Annotated in this window: 13 protein-coding genes; 5 read left to right on the top strand and 8 right to left on the bottom strand. The window is 54.6% G+C overall.

Features of this window, described 5'->3' with window-relative positions; genetic code table 11:
- Window positions 1-21 precede the first annotated feature (21 nt).
- From mltG to gmk, 3 genes are read left to right on the top strand one after another with little or no spacing between them, the layout of a single operon-like run.
- Complete coding sequence (mltG, locus tag FHW17_RS09860; RefSeq protein WP_182509735.1) at window positions 22-1251, top strand: endolytic transglycosylase MltG; 1230 nt, start codon at window positions 22-24, stop codon at window positions 1249-1251.
- Window positions 1252-1299: 48 nt separating this feature from the next.
- Window positions 1300-2187: a YicC/YloC family endoribonuclease gene (locus FHW17_RS09855; RefSeq protein WP_182509734.1), complete on the top strand. Its 888-nt coding sequence runs from the start codon at window positions 1300-1302 to the stop codon at window positions 2185-2187.
- Window positions 2188-2189: 2 nt separating this feature from the next.
- Window positions 2190-2846, top strand: coding sequence for a guanylate kinase (gene gmk, locus FHW17_RS09850; protein WP_112524298.1), 657 nt, complete (start codon window positions 2190-2192; stop codon window positions 2844-2846).
- A 6-nt stretch (window positions 2847-2852) separates the two neighbouring features.
- On the opposite strand, the gene FHW17_RS09845 is transcribed toward gmk, so the two are convergent.
- The 8 genes from FHW17_RS09845 to lptF form a co-directional block, all read right to left on the bottom strand.
- Window positions 2853-3638, bottom strand: coding sequence for an SDR family oxidoreductase (locus FHW17_RS09845; protein ID WP_182509733.1), 786 nt, complete (start codon window positions 3636-3638; stop codon window positions 2853-2855).
- Between the two features lie 28 nt (window positions 3639-3666).
- Entirely contained in the window at window positions 3667-4944 is a 1278-nt protein-coding gene (locus FHW17_RS09840; protein ID WP_112524295.1) for an MFS transporter, read from the bottom strand.
- Between the two features lie 150 nt (window positions 4945-5094).
- The gene (rsmA, locus tag FHW17_RS09835; protein ID WP_112524292.1) at window positions 5095-5916 is read right to left on the bottom strand and encodes a 16S rRNA (adenine(1518)-N(6)/adenine(1519)-N(6))-dimethyltransferase RsmA; all 822 of its coding nucleotides are present in this window, start codon (window positions 5914-5916) and stop codon (window positions 5095-5097) included.
- Window positions 5913-6938, bottom strand: a complete 1026-nt coding sequence (gene pdxA / locus FHW17_RS09830) for a 4-hydroxythreonine-4-phosphate dehydrogenase PdxA (RefSeq protein WP_112524289.1) — start codon at window positions 6936-6938, stop codon at window positions 5913-5915. The genes rsmA and pdxA overlap by 4 nt, the downstream gene beginning before the upstream one ends.
- Before the next feature lie 15 nt (window positions 6939-6953).
- Entirely contained in the window at window positions 6954-7901 is a 948-nt protein-coding gene (locus tag FHW17_RS09825; RefSeq protein ID WP_112524286.1) for a peptidylprolyl isomerase, read from the bottom strand.
- Between the two features lie 157 nt (window positions 7902-8058).
- Window positions 8059-10431, bottom strand: a complete 2373-nt coding sequence (locus tag FHW17_RS09820; RefSeq protein ID WP_182509732.1) for an LPS-assembly protein LptD — start codon at window positions 10429-10431, stop codon at window positions 8059-8061.
- Window position 10432: 1 nt separating this feature from the next.
- A complete protein-coding gene (gene lptG, locus FHW17_RS09815; protein WP_112524280.1) occupies window positions 10433-11521 on the bottom strand; it encodes an LPS export ABC transporter permease LptG in 1089 nt (362 codons plus the stop codon).
- A complete protein-coding gene (gene lptF, locus FHW17_RS09810; RefSeq protein ID WP_113096108.1) occupies window positions 11518-12729 on the bottom strand; it encodes an LPS export ABC transporter permease LptF in 1212 nt (403 codons plus the stop codon). Before lptF ends, lptG begins: the two co-directional genes overlap by 4 nt.
- A gap of 269 nt (window positions 12730-12998) precedes the next feature.
- On the opposite strand from lptF, the gene FHW17_RS09805 reads away from it, so the two are divergent.
- Complete coding sequence (locus FHW17_RS09805) at window positions 12999-14498, top strand: leucyl aminopeptidase (RefSeq protein WP_182509731.1); 1500 nt, start codon at window positions 12999-13001, stop codon at window positions 14496-14498.
- Window positions 14499-14864: 366 nt separating this feature from the next.
- Window positions 14865-15314 (top strand): DNA polymerase III subunit chi, encoded by a 450-nt coding sequence (locus FHW17_RS09800; RefSeq protein WP_112524267.1) that lies wholly within the window; start codon window positions 14865-14867, stop codon window positions 15312-15314.
- The last annotated feature ends 1 nt before the right edge of the window (window position 15315 follow it).

Genomic DNA, 15315 nt, shown 5'->3' with positions numbered 1-15315 from the left:
AAACTTGCTCGAGGTGTTTGCGTGAGCTCAGATCAGCAGTCTGAAGAGACGAACGGTTCGCCCGCCGCCAACGCGCCGGAGCGTAAACCGATTGTTCCGCAGTCGGCATCTGAAGCCTTGCGGCCAGAGCCGGGGACACCCCCGCCAGCACCCGTGCGCCGGTCGCGCCGTGCCCGCAGCCAGATCGTTGTCTTTGCCAATTTCATGCTGTCGCTGGTCGTGCTGGTGGTTCTTGCCGCCGCTGCCGCCGTTTATTTCGGTAAGGTTTCGTTCAACGAGCCCGGTCCGACAGACGTTACGACGGATTATGTCGTCAAGAATGGCACAGGGATTGTTGAAATTGCCGATGGGCTGGAGCGTCGCGGCATCATCACCGATGCGCGGGTTTTCAAATATGGCGTCCAGGCCTATGGCTATCAGCGCGATATGAAGGCGGGTGAGTACGAGATCAAGGCGCATGCCTCGATGCGCGATATCATGGATTTGCTGCGCAGCGGCAAGTCAGTCCTGCATTCGCTGACTGTTCCGGAAGGGCTTACTGTTGATCAGATTCTGCAGCGCGTGAGCGAGGATGACGTGCTGACTGGTGCATTGCCAGCGGTTGTGCCGGACGAAGGTTCGCTCTTTGCCAATACGCAGCGCTTCTCCCGCGGCACAACGCGTGAGGAAATCGTCAAGAAAATGCAGGCTGACCAGAAGAAACTGGTTGACGAGATTTGGGCGCGCCGCGATCCAAGCGTTCCGCTCAAGACCATTGAAGAATTTGTCACGCTTGCCTCGATTGTCGAGAAAGAGACAGGGAAGGCCGATGAGCGCCCGCGCGTTGCTGCCGTGTTCATCAACCGTTTGAACAAGCGCATGCGCCTTCAGTCCGATCCTACGATCATTTATGGCCTGTTTGGTGGCAAGGGCAAACCATCTGACCGCCCAATCCTGAAATCCGATCTGGAAAAGCCGACGCCGTACAACACCTATACGATCAACGGCCTGCCGCCGGGGCCAATTGCCAATCCCGGTCGCGATGCGCTGGAAGCTGTCGCGCATCCCTCGCAGACCAAGGATCTTTATTTTGTCGCCGATGGCACGGGCGGTCACGTATTTGCCGAAACGCTTGATGACCACAATGACAATGTGAAGCGCTGGCGCACGGTCGAGAAGAACCGCATTGACGAGGCAGCAAAGGCGGCAACCGGTGACAAGAATGCCGATCCGTCTGATGCCGCGGATGACAGCGAGCCAACACAACAATAATTCTGCAGGGGCCTGATTGCGATCAGGCCTTCGTTCTTGGGGGGAATAATGTCATTGCAAAGCATGACGGGTTTTGCCCGTCACCTCCGGAACGATGCCGGGGCGCAGATTTCATGGGAAATCAAATCGGTCAATGGCAAGGGCCTTGATGTCAGATTTCGCCTGCCCACCGGCTTTGAAGCTGTGGAGCAAAAGGCGCGCGCGCTATTTGGCCAGCGTTTCAAGCGCGGCAATTTTCAGGCTGCATTGACCGTGACCCGCAATGCCGGTGATGCGAAAGCTCTCATCAACGAGCCTTTGCTGAAGGAACTGGCGAGGATTGCCGCACAGCTGCGCGAGGACTTCAAACTGGCTCCTTCAACACCGGAGGGCCTGATGGCGCTGCGCGGCGTTCTGGAGGCGCCGCAGGACGTGTTATCGCCGGAAGATCAGGCTGAGGTTGAGGAAGCCGTTCTGGCTGTTCTTGACGAAACGCTTTTGCAACTCGAACACAATCGCCAGATTGAAGGCAAGGCGCTCGGCGACATATTGAGCGCACAGATCGATGCGGTGGAACTGCTCACCCAGCAGGCGCGGCGCGATCCAAGCCGCACACTCGATGCAGTTCGCTCGCGGCTTGCCGCGCAGGTGGCGCTGCTGCTGGATGCGTCTCCGGCACTTGATGAAGCCCGCCTGCATATGGAAGCGGCGTTTCTGGCGACAAAAGCCGATATTCAGGAAGAACTTGATCGTCTCGATATGCATGTGGCCGCCGCGCGCACGCTTCTGCGCAACGGAAACGGGGTCGGCCGCAAGCTGGATTTTCTGACACAGGAATTTAACCGCGAGGCAAATACACTCTGCTCCAAGGCCAATGCGGCCTCGATCACGTCGATTGGACTTGACCTGAAAGCGGTTGTGGATCAATTGCGCGAGCAAATACAGAATCTGGAGTAATCATGCTCAACGCATCCAACAGCATCAAACGACGTGGCCTCATGCTGGTGCTGTCCTCGCCATCGGGCGCAGGAAAGTCAACGATCGCCCGGCTGTTGCTCAATGATAAAGAGAAGCTGGAACTGGCATTGTCGGTCAGTGTGACCACGCGTCCGCGCCGGGCCAGCGAGATTGAGGGTGTCCACTATCATTTCATTTCCGTGCGCGAGTTCGAGCGCCTGCGCGACAGCGATGAACTGATCGAATGGGCTGAGGTGCATGGCAATTTCTATGGCACCCCCCGGGAAGCTGCGGAAAATGCCCTTGCCGATGGCCAGGACATGCTTTTTGACATTGACTGGCAGGGCGCGCTGCAATTGCAGGAGAAAATGAAGGGCGACGTCGTCAGCATCTTCATTCTACCGCCGTCGATGGCCGCTTTGAAGCACCGCTTGCATCGCCGTGCCGAAGACACGGAAGAAGTGATCGATGTGCGCCTGCGCAATGCACGCAACGAGATCGAGCGTTGGCGATCCTATGACTATGTCATCGTCAACGAGGATCTCGACCGCGCCTATCATCAGGTCCAGTCAATTGTGACTGCCGAGCGCCTGCGCCGCGACCGTTGCCCCGGCCTGTTTGATTTCGTCAGCACTCTGCTGGATGAAAAGATCGATTAGAGGGCGCTAGGAGCCAGCCGTCAGACCAAAATCGATGGGAAGGCACGCACCAGTTATCGGTGCGGCCGCTGGTGATGCTATGAAAGAGATCAAAGCTGCTATCTCTTCGGGTTTCGCGAATCGAGCCTGCTTATTTTGAGGATAGGCTGATAACAACTGACGCTTGTATCCATCAGGATCGCCTTTCCCAAAAGTGTTGGCCTGATATTCGATCATTGGCGTGTCGACATCACCGGGGCAAATTGCGTTGACGCGTATGCCACGTGGCGCCAGCTCCAAAGCCAAAGATTTGGTGAGTAAATTTACACCACCTTTCGACGCAGAATATATCGCCGCTTCCTTATTGCCCTGAATGCCGGCATCCGAACTGATGTTGATTATATTCCCACCCGTCTTTTCCAGGAATGGTATGGCGTAACGGCACATAAAAAATGTGCCTTTCAGATTGACGTCAACGACACGATCCCACTCGGCTTCAGTCGCTTCGTCAGATGATCCCTCAGTCCACACTCCGGCTGAATTGATCAGCAGGTCGAGCTGTCCTGTCCTGTCAATGACGGTACGAATGGTCCTCTCGCAATCCGCCACCTTCGTTACGTCCATCTGAACAGACCGGTCGAGCCCTATACCCAAACACTTTGTTGTCGTCGCCAGTGCGCCGCTATTGCTGCCGGTGACAACCACATTCGCTCCCTCGTTAACGAATGAACTGGCTATTGCCTGTCCGATACCGCCGGTCCCGCCGGTGACAAGAACCGTTTTATTTTGCCAAATTTTTACTTTCTTACTCATATTCCGCCAGTCAGATTGCCGACTGCGCTTAGACCACCACATTTTGTTCCAATATCGCGTCAGTCCGCGTTTTCACAAATGGGGTGAAAATGCCGATCACAACGCATGTAACAAGCACGATCACGCTCAACAGAATTACAATCGACATATTTCCTGACTGCATGGCCAGAATGTAACCGCCAAGCATTGCGGCCAAAGGAACAGGTACGTAGCTGATTGTTCTGGTGATTGCGACGACGCGGCTTAGATATTGTGTTGGCACCACCCGTTGCCGCTCTGTGAACATCGTCACAACGATGACAGCTTCAGAAGCCATGGTGATTGATCGCGCGCCGACAACACCCCAAAAGCCAAGGTGTTCCGCCAGCAGAAGGGTTGCCGTTCCGATCGCGGACACGAACACACATGCCAGCATAAGCCGACCCGGATGAACGCGCTGCATCAATTTCGGCGCGATCAGAGACCCAATGATTGCGCCAATGGCGGAGAGACCCAAGGCAAGACCTGCCAGCTCCGGACTAAGTCCGATGTCCTGTGTGAGAAAATAAATGATATTTCCAAGGATAAGGTGGGAAGAGAAATTGACCAGAATGAATAGGAATGTGCCCCACTTGACGATCGGGTAATGTATAGTGGTTTTCAGACCCTGACCCAGGCCATGAAGTACTGAGGAAACCGATAGTGTCAGAGTGCCGTCACCAACAGGGTTTTGGGCGCGAATGATCAAGATGAGTGCCATGGAAAGAAAAAACGATGCGGCATTCAGCCAAAGCACGTTGTATGCACCGAGTAAGGCTACAAGCGAGCCTCCAATCGCTGGCGCCACAAGGTTGAGAACACTATCACTTGTCGTGATCAATGAGTTTGCACGTGAAAGATGTTGTGGGGGCACGGTGCTGGGAAGAAATCCCTGAAAGGCCGGGTGAGAAATACTTGATATGGCGCCCAGAACTGCCAGCCCCGGCATGAGCCAATAGGCGTTTGCGCCGGGAAGCGATAGGTAAAGACAGATCGCAAGCGCAATACACCCCGAGACAAAATCCGCGATCCATAACAGGCGTTTGCGGTCTACTGCATCGGCCAGCACGCCGCCGAAAGGCATGACAATGATGAATGGCGCAAAGGTTGCTGCATAGGACAGCGACATCAAAAAGGGCGATTGGGTCAGATCATAGACTACCAATGGTATTGCAAGGCGATAGGCCCAATCACCTACAATTGAGATCGTGTATGCCGCCCAGAGGGCGCGAAAATCGCGTCCGGGGATCATCCGGCCGTCGGCTGCACGATACTGCGCGTAACGCAAGGAATGACTATTTTCAGCTCCTGACAAAGGGCGCTCACCATTAAGCGCCAGCACATCAGTGCATGCCACGGTTTCGCGGACAATTCGTAGGACTACTGACCGTTGGGGTGGGTTGATTCTCTGTGGCCGATATTGGCTTTAAGCCACCGCTCAAAGCGCGTTGGCGAGGGCCACAAACTCTTCAATTGATAGAGTTTCCGCGCGGCGGGTGCCGTCTATGCCTGCCTTGGCCAGCAGCGTTTCGCCGCCAAGCGGTTTGATGCTCTGGCGCAGCATCTTACGGCGCTGGCCGAAAGCGGCCTGTGTCACCCGTCCGAGCATAATTGCGTCGCATGGGAGCGGTGTTGCGCGTGGAACGAGATGGACCACCGATGACGTCACCTTTGGCGGTGGTGTAAAGGCCTGCGGCGGCACGTCGAAGGTGATCTTTGCCTCGGTGCGCCAGCCCGCCAGTACGCCGAGGCGGCCATAGGGATCTGAGGTCGGTTTTGCTACGATACGCTCCGCCACTTCACGCTGGAACATCAGTGTCAGTGAGGCGTAGAAGGGCGGCCATGGCTCGCTGAGCAGCCAGCCGATCAGCAGTTGCGTGCCGATATTATAGGGCAGATTGGCAATGATTTTGACTTTCTCGTCGCCCGCCAATGCCTTGAAATCCGTCTCCATTGCATCGCCGAAGATGACCCTGAGACAGCCGGGGTAATGATCGGCAATTTCCTGCAGAGCCGACAGGCAGCGCTCGTCGCGTTCAATGGCGATGACATTGGCCCCTTGCGCCAAAAGCGCGCGTGTGAGGCCGCCCGGGCCGGGGCCGACTTCAATGACGGTCTGTCCTTGCAGATCACCCGCCTGCCGCGCAACCTTGGCGGTCAGGTTGAGATCGAGCAGAAAATTCTGGCCAAGCGATTTCTTCGCCATAAGTTCATGGCGATCAATCACATCACGCAGAGGAGGGAGGTCGTCAATACTCATGCGATGGCGCGATTCTGGCTGGAGCGGTGGGAGGAGAGTTCGTCGGCAAGACGCAAGGCTGCAATCAGGCTGTCCGGCTTGGCCTTGCCAGATCCCGCAATATCAAATGCGGTGCCATGATCCGGTGAAGTGCGCACAAAGGGCAGGCCGAGCGTCACATTTACACTATCGTCAAATCCAAGTGTCTTGGCCGGAATGAGAGCCTGATCATGATACATGCAGATTGCGGCATCATAGGTGGCGCGCGCAGCGGCGTGGAACATGGTATCCGCAGGCAATGGGCCGCGGGCATCAATCCCCTCGCTTCGCAGGATTTCAATTGCCGGACGCACGATTTCCTCATCTTCCAAGCCCATTGAGCCGCCTTCACCCGCGTGCGGATTAAGCCCGGCAATTGCAAGGCGCGGTTTGGCAATACCAAACTGGCTCCTGAGCGCTTCAGCGGTGATGCGGGATATGGCGAGAATCTTGGCAATATCCAGCACTTCCGGAACGCGGCTGAGCGCAATGTGAATGGTTGCGGGCACAGCGCGCAGCAACGGCCCGGCCAGCATCATGACAGGCGTTACCTCGTGGCCAAGATGCTCTCCGGCCAGATGCGCGAGAAACTCCGTATGGCCGGGAAAGCGAAAACCGGCCTCATAGAGCGGCTTCTTGGCGATGGGACAGGTAACAACGGCGCTCGCCTGACCGGAAAGGGTATATTCAACAGCCCGTTCAATCGCCTCGATTGTTCCGGCGGCATTGTCTGCCAATGGTGTGCCGGGGCGGTCGATTTGCGGATTTCGCAATGGAACAACCGGCAGTGCGCGACCGAAAACCTGGCGGGCATTGTCCGGTGTGGTGATTTCGATAGGACATTCGAGGCCCAATCGCGCCGCGCGTGCAGCAATAAGCGTCGCGTCGCCAAGAAGAAAAAAGGCAGGCAGATGGGCCGATCTGCGCAAAGTCCAAGCTGTAAGCGCGATATCAGGCCCTATGCCGGATGGATCACCAGAACTGACAGCAAGGACGTTGTTCATGAAAGGGCAATACCATCACCGATTGACGATGGATGCCTTCTTCCGGAGATCGTCGAGATACTTTTTGTTAACGGCTTCTGCCGTGGCATCAGGCTTCTGGTTGGCTGCCGCTGCTTCCTGCGAGAAGACGAGACGCGCAACGCGGTCGTCGGAAATCTGGCGGGTTGCGCAGACACCGAGGAATTCCACACCCTTGTCAGTATCCTGCGTCACGGTGGCATGGCCAACAGATGTAGCTGTCACCTGCTTTGACCATTCCGGCGGCAGTTCCTGCTCGACGAAACGGCCGAGGTCACGCACTGTGACATCAAGTGTACCCTTGGCGATATCGCGTGTTGAATCACATCCGCTGAACTTTGCGCGCAGGGCATTGGCCTCATTGCGCCGCTTTGCCAGATTGCCGCGATCAGCGGCAGGCACGACAAAAATCACCTGCTGTAACGTGTATTCGGTCGATACAGGCTTTTTGCCGCCATCTTTCAACATGCGCTGCACGGCGTCCTGTTCGGAAACGCGGCTACCACCCTGCGAGCGGCCGCGGGTGCCAAGGGCACGGCCCCAACCCATCTGCAGACGGATATATTCTTTGAAGTGATCAGCCGTAACGCCTGATTTGTCGAGGACACCGTTGAGCTGGGCGAGCGTCATCTTGTTGTTCGTGGCAAAGCGTTCAAAAGCCTGGGTCACTTCCGTATCTGAAACAACGATATTCAGCCGCCGCATTTCCTGGCGCTTGAGCATATCGTCGGTCAGTTCCTCACGCGCCATCTGCGTGAGGTTGCCCTTCTTGCGCTGCAGCTTCAAAAAGGCCGCGCGACGGGCAATGTCATAATCGGTAATTGGTGATCCATTGACGATGACCTTGACGTCACTTGCCTGTGCAGGCAGCGAAAACCCTGCCGTCAGACCAGAACCCAAAGCGGTCACTATCGCCGCCGCAAGAATGTGCTTCCTCACCATCATCTTCCACGTTATCCGATCATTTATGAATCTCTTTTGGCCATTTTGACAAAAATGATCAGCAAAATCCATTCCTGTGAGTTTAATTCCGTTCCCTAGTGCAATTTTACTAAGGCAAAAGCATGACTGGCCGCAAGTGCGGCCAGTTGAAAAGAAATGATTAAATACCGCCAATATTCACCGGCTTGCCAAATTCCCACAGGGTGCGGAAGGAAATGTTAAAGCCGAATGTCGTTGTCTTGTCGCCCGGAGTGCCGTTGCTGTTGATTGGCCGTTGCTCCGAATAGGACATCTGGTAGGTAAAGCACTCGTCATCATAGGCCAATGCCGCGACCTGCTTCACGAGTGTATCGTGAACAATATCATAGGTGCCAGAACCCAAAACGCGCCAGTTTGGTGTGATTTTGAGGGAACCACCAAGCGTGACTTCCTGTCTGTCCTCGGTGAAGCCATAGGTGGGCTGCGCATCAATGAAAGCATATTTGGTGAAAAGTGTTCCGTATTTACCTGCTGCTGTTGCTGCAACTTCGCCACGGCGCATTTCCAACGTATCCTTGTCGAAGCGACCGCCCGTCGTCAGATTGTATGAACCGTAATTTGCACCGATCATGGCAACGTAGTCGGATCGCGCCGATTCAAGCCCTGATTCTGCACCGGCATTGACAAAGTCCTGCGTTGCAAAAGAGTTCAGGCCACCAAGCTGGAATGATTGACCGGCAATACCATTGAGTGACAGGCCATTGTTGAATGTACCGGAATAACGAATGCCGAGATTGGCACGCGTACCGCCTTCAACCCGGTCGTAACCGGAGAATTTGTCCCGCTCAAACAGGCTCGACGCATCAAAGACAAAGCTCTGTGCGTCCTCGTTCGGCATCTGACCCGCATAGGGTTCATTGTTGCGAACAAAAATCTGGGCTGTCGGCTCAAGAACATGCGTTGAATTGGCTGCCGTAAACAGGATCGGATATTTGGCTTCAAGTCCTGCCGTTGCCAAGCCGCGGAAGGCCTGATCACGATTGACCCCTACCGTATCCGAATCCACATACATGCCATCACCGCGCAATGCGAGGATGGGTGTCAGAACAAGGCCGCTATCCGTAATAAACGTACGCTTCCACTCGACTTCGCCGGTTATGCGCCCGTCATTGCCTTTGATGCCGGACAGATAGCCGGTGCGGCTGAGGCCAGTCGCTGCTGTCCCATCCACCTTGTCACGACTCAACGCCTGCAAGTTGAGGTTGAAATTCAACTCGCCGCCAACAAGTGGCTGCGTGGGAATATAGGCATAGTCGAGGCTTGGCAGAACCCAAGGCTGCTTGGGTTCGTAGGAATTTACACTGGATTCCTTGATGCTTTCTTGAACATGGAATTTATAAAACCTTAAATCGAAATAGTTTCGATCATGCAGTCCAGTTAGGTATATCTGATCGGTCTTATTGTAGTCCGCATAGTTCTCGATGCCATAGCGATAGGCGAACGCCTTATCTGATTGCGCCATCACATCCCAGCCTAAAGTCCAACGAGGATTGATATGAATCGCACCTTTTGAAGCAATCAAACCGCGTGCTCTGTTATTCCAATCCTCATAATGATTATCGTCATTTGGATCAGCACCAGGCGTTGGTTTATAAAACTCCCTAGGATCGCGTTGGCTGATTCCAGCAAGATTGATGCTGTATTCACCATTGGCCAAACGATGGCGCCATTCCGCTTCAGCTAGGAAACCCTGCTTTGTATAGCCGGTGCCGGTTAGCGTCAGGTCATAATTAGGAGCAAGCGCCCAGAAATAGGGGACGCTGACGCCGTAGCCGAGATCCGTCTCATACTTATAGCTTGGCATCAGGAAGCCGCTCTTGCGCTTCACTGTCGGGTCGGCGATTTCGAAGGCTGGCATGAATGCCAGAGGCATACCGAACAACTCAAACCGGCCGCGCTCGAAGCGGATGGTCTTCTTTTTGCCGTTCCAGATGATTTTCTGGGCACGTACCTGCCAAAGCGGAGCTTTGCCGGGTTTGTCGCGGCAGGGCTCGCAGGCGGTATAAATGCCGTTGTTGAACTTTGTAATCTCGCCGCCAATACGCTCGGCGCTTTCAGCAGCAAACCGCGTATTATCGGCTGATTCAACCCGCAAGGTGTTGATGAAGCCTTCCTTGAAGTCATCGGTCACATCGAGATTTTCCGCATAGATGCGGTTGCCGTCTTTTTCGACAATCTCGACCTTGCCCATGGCCTTCAGGCGCCCGGTCTTCTGATCATAGGTGACCTGCCGGGCAACCAGCCGGTTGCCGTCATAATCGATCTGTACACCACCGACGGCCGAAATCGTCTTGGCGTTGATGTCATACACAAGCTCATCCGATTCCAGCAGCATTTGCGCATTTGGATTCGTCTTGAAATTACCTGCAAGGGCATCATTGGTCTGGGCCACGGCTGGGAACGAAATCCCGCCTGCAAGGCATAGCACGGCCGTCCCGCACATAAGCCGTGCGAGCCACGTCGGCAACACCGAGCGCGTTACATTCAATCCCACTCTAACCATCCTCCTTGTGCAGTAGAAAGGAGACCCCAAAAAAAGTCGCAATCAGGACCGGAGTCCAAGCGGCAACGAAAGGCGGGACAAATCCCGCATTTCCGAATGCCTTGACCACGACTGTGACGACATAAAGCACGAAGCCCGCAAGGACGCCACCCAGAATCATTGTCCCGGATTGTCCAAAGCGCACAAATTTTAGCGAAACTGTCGCAGCGATTAGGGTCATCGCCATTAAAAGTGCAGGCAAAGCCAGCAAAGACTGGAAATGCATGTCAAAAGCATTGGCTGGATAGCCAAAAGAACGAGCTGCGGCAATTTTGTTACGCAGCTCAAAAAAAGGAATTGTCTCAGGCCGCGCGAGGCTTTCTTCAACAAATTCAGGGCGAAGATGGGTTGGAATTTGTACATCGCCCGGTGAAACAGGGGTCTCACCAAGCACAAATTTCGTCACATTGGTTAGCTGCCAGTAACCTTCTTTAAGGTCGGCAGTTCCGGCATCGAGTCGCTCGATAATGTCCTTGTTTTTGTCCAGACGGATAAAACTAGCATCGACAAGTCGCAGGCCACGATTGACGATACTCTTGGCACCAATGATCGTCTCGCCTTCATCGGTTTTCTGGCGCAGCCAGGGTACACGATCATCGGTTGTATCGTTGGTTTTTCCGCTCCGCCAGTTCGCTTGCACCGCTTCGCTTTTCTCAAAGCCATAGGCGGCGAGGGGGTTGACCACCAGCACCGCCAGAAGGCCGAACAGAAATGCGCCCGTGCAGGCAGGCAGCAGAAACTGCCAGGCCGACACGCCGACCGAACGGGCCACAACGAGTTCATATTTCCGGTTGAGGGATATCAACGTGGTCATGGCAGAGAACAGGGCAATGAAGGGGAACACCTGCTGCATGATGTAAGGAATACGCATCAGCGACAGGCCGAAAGCCTGAATCGACGAATATTGCGGCAGCGCGGCTAGCTTGCTCGACAGTTCCGTGAAATCCAGAATCAGGGCGAGCGCAAAACTTCCCAGAAGGAAATAGCAGGTGATCGTCACGTAGCGGAGAAAGAAATAACGCCCGAGTGTCCAGCCTATCATTCTTCATTCGCTCCGCGTCTGGAGCGGGGATTTAGCAGCTTTGTCCTTACACCCGCAAGCGCTGCCTGTGGTGTAACAGGTCCATTCTTGAAGAGATTGCTCAGGAAAGCCGGCACGCCGATCTGACGGTTGGTCGCCAGTGCATAAATTGCCAGCAATGAAACCACAATCGGGAAGGCAAAGAGGAATGGGATAACATCCTCATTCTTTTCCGCTGTCTGGCCGCTGGAATAGCTGATCCAGAACACGACGAGACTCAAGGTAATCGCCGTGAACGAAGCCGAAATGCGGGCTTCCCGGTGCGAGCGCGAGTCCGCCGCCGCGGCCAGTGAAATCAACGCGAAGACGATAGGGTACATCCAGTCGGTCAGCCGCTTGGCCAGTTCCGCCGTATAGCGCAAGGGTTTCTGTTGATAAACCGGGTCGTTCGGGTCCGGATTCATCAGATAATCCAGTGGCCTGTCCTTGGCGAAAATCGTTGGATCTTTATCATCATTTGGCAAAAACACAGCCAGATCAAGAGCATAGGTGTTGAACTTGATAATGGATACATTGCCGGTCTTTACGTCGCGGCGGTCGATCTCGCCGTCCTTCATGACGAGCAAGCTCTGGTCGCCCTTGTCAACGACAAGGCCATCTTTGGCATAATACAGCAGATCAGTCACCGGATCGCGCGAATCGGAGACGAACAGACCTTTGATCGAGCCGTTTGAATCGCGGCTTTCAATCTGCAGATAGAGATTTTCGTCCAGCCGCTGGAACGATCCCTGCTGCACAACCAGATTGATGACGTCGGAGCGGGCATCGGCAATCATCTGCCGCATGCTCATCTGCGAATAGGGAGCAATGTAGTTGGCAATGATAAAGGAAAGGGCGGCGACGACAATCGCAAAGAGGATAACCGGACGGATGACCGTAGAACGCGGTGCGCCCGAGGCATTGATGACAACGAGTTCCGAATCCTGGTTCATCGTTGAAAGCGTCTGCGTCACGGCAATAACCAGCGCGAACGGCATGACAACGGGAAATGCTGACGGAAGAAGGTTGGAACTGAACTTGAGGATATAGAAGAAGCTCTGACCGCTTGTGGTCAGGAAGTTGATGCGACCGAGCACCTGAACAATCCATGTAATACCGACTGCCGACAACAGGACAGCCAGGAACATGACGACAATGCGTCGTAAGATATATATCTCGATCAGGCGCATGTCATGTTTCGCAATAGAGTTCCGCCACCTTGTTTGTCGACTTGCCGTTCACGAATGACCGACCATTTCATCTATGCCATACAACTTATGGCATTATTTTGCCGCACTATGGGACGAACCCGGTATATGTTCAATCTAGTCAGGCTTGGCTAAAAATAGGCGAAGAAAGCTGGTTAACAAGGTGTTAGCGCGCGATCCTTATCGTCACCCACTTCATTCATCAACTGTGATGAATAAGGAAGTCACAATTTGTTCAATCTGGAGATATCATGTCCAAACGACCATCCATCAGTTTTGCAAAGTTTGCTGCCGTTGAAAACGGAACCGCAGTTTTGCTTCTGGCCACCGAAGGTAAGGTAGCTGGCGAAGCCGAATCTGTCGTCGGGCAGGCGTTGCTGTCGCGTATCATTGATGTCTCGGATTTCAAGGGAAAACTTGCTGCAAGTCTGAGCACACTTGCGCCAGCCGGGACTGAACTGGATCGTCTGGTGCTGGTTGGAACGGGTGATCCAGCGGAGTTGAAAGCCGACGACTGGCTGAAACTGGGCGGTTCCGCATTCGCAAAGATCGGCAAGGCCAAACACGTTTCCGTGGTTCTTGCTTTGCCTGAAGCAGAGGTCTCGGGCGAAAATGCCGCAGACTTTGCGCTCGGTATTCTGCTGCGCGCCTACAGCTTTGATAAATACAAGACCAAGAAGGGCAAAAGCGACGATGAGGGCAAGGAAGAGAAATCTTCCGCCAAGATCACCATTCTTGTGGCCGACCCTCACGCCGCAAAGAAAGCCTTTGCCAATGCCGAAGCCGTGGCCGAGGGCGTTAACCTTGCACGCGATCTCGTCAATGAACCAGCCAACATTCTGGGGCCGGTCGAATTTGCTGAACGAATCGAGGAACTCAAAAAACTCGATGTGAAGGTGGAAATCCTTGATCCGAAGGACATGAAAAAGCTTGGTATGGGCTCGCTTCTTGGCGTTGCGCAGGGTTCGGTCCGTCCGGCGCGCCTCGCTATCATGGAATGGCAGGGTGGCAAGGGCAAGGAAGCGCCGATCGCTTTCGTCGGCAAGGGCGTCACATTCGATTCCGGCGGTGTCTCCATCAAACCGGCCGCTGGCATGGAAGAGATGAAGGGTGACATGGGCGGCGCAGCTGCCGTGACAGGTCTTCTGCATACGCTCGCAACCCGCAAGGCCAAGGTGAATGTGGTCGGTATTGTCGGTCTTGTGGAAAACATGGTCGACGGCAATGCGCAGCGTCCGGGCGATATCGTCACCTCCATGTCCGGACAGACGATTGAAGTGCTCAACACCGATGCGGAAGGCCGTCTGGTGCTGGCGGATGCGCTCTATTATTGCAATGAGCGGTTTCAACCGAAATTCATGGTCAATCTCGCCACGTTGACCGGTGCCATCATGGTTGCGCTTGGTGTGTCACGCGCCGGGCTTTTCTCCAATGACGACACGCTCGCAGCGCAATTGTTCGAGGCAGGGCAGGCAACGGGTGAAAAATTGTGGCGTATGCCGCTCGGTCCTGATTATGACAAGCTGATCGATACGAAAAATGCCGATATGAAGAATATCGGCACCCGTTTTGGCGGCGCTATCATTGCAGCACAGTTCCTCAAGCGCTTTGTCGGTGATACGGCCTGGGCGCATCTGGATATTGCGGGCACCGCCATGGGCGCGCCGGCAACGGAATACAGCCAGTCCTGGGCTTCCGGCTTTGGCGTGCGCCTTTTGGACCGGCTGGTGCATGATAATTTCGAAGGCTGATAAAGCCAGAAAGTGATAATAATGCGGTTCGTGGTTCGACATAACAACCATGAGGGAGAGTGGGGATGCAATGCTAATCGCCGAGGATGCAGAGTTTAGCTCCCTGCAATCCTCCAATCTCTGTCATCCTCGGGCTTGACCCGAGGACCCACAACTTAAAGGCGCTGAATATACGGATAAATCTGATCTCCTTGGCCGTGGTCCTCGGGTCAAGCCCGAGGATGACAGAAATGGGTGGGGTATGAGGAGTCACGTTCTGCAAATTTGCGATTATCGTTGCATCCTCACTCTCCCTCATGGTTGTTATGTCGAACCACGAACCATTCAACAAAACCCAGTGGCGAATATCCAATCAGATGAGTGAAAATGACCGAAATCCTGTTCTACCATCTGACTGAATCGACACTGGAAAATGCGCTTCCGGGCTTGGTCGAGCGCTCGCTCAGCCGCCAATGGAAGGTCGTTATCCAGACCGGGTCGCAGGAGCGGCGTGACAGTCTGGACAATCATCTGTGGACATGGTCCGACGCGTCGTTTCTCGCCCATGCCACGGATCAGGAACCGCATCCTCAGGAGCAGCCTGTCATATTGACGACGGGTGAGGGCAATCCGAATGGGGCGACAGTGCGCTTTCTGGTGGATGGTGCCGAGCCCAGCAATGTTGAAGCCTATGAACGGCTTGTGCTGATGTTTGACGGGCATGACCAGATGCAGCTTGAACAGGCGCGCGCGCAGTGGAAGCTTTTGAAGGCCGAGGGGCATATGCTGACCTATTGGCAGCAGAATGCCGAGGGCCGCTGGGAAAAGAAGGCCTAAC

Source organism: Phyllobacterium sp. P30BS-XVII (assembly GCF_014138335.1).
GTDB lineage: Bacteria > Pseudomonadota > Alphaproteobacteria > Rhizobiales > Rhizobiaceae > Phyllobacterium > Phyllobacterium meliloti.
The sequence above is the reverse complement of the archived record's forward strand: the minus strand, read 5'-3'. Positions and strand labels throughout refer to the sequence as shown.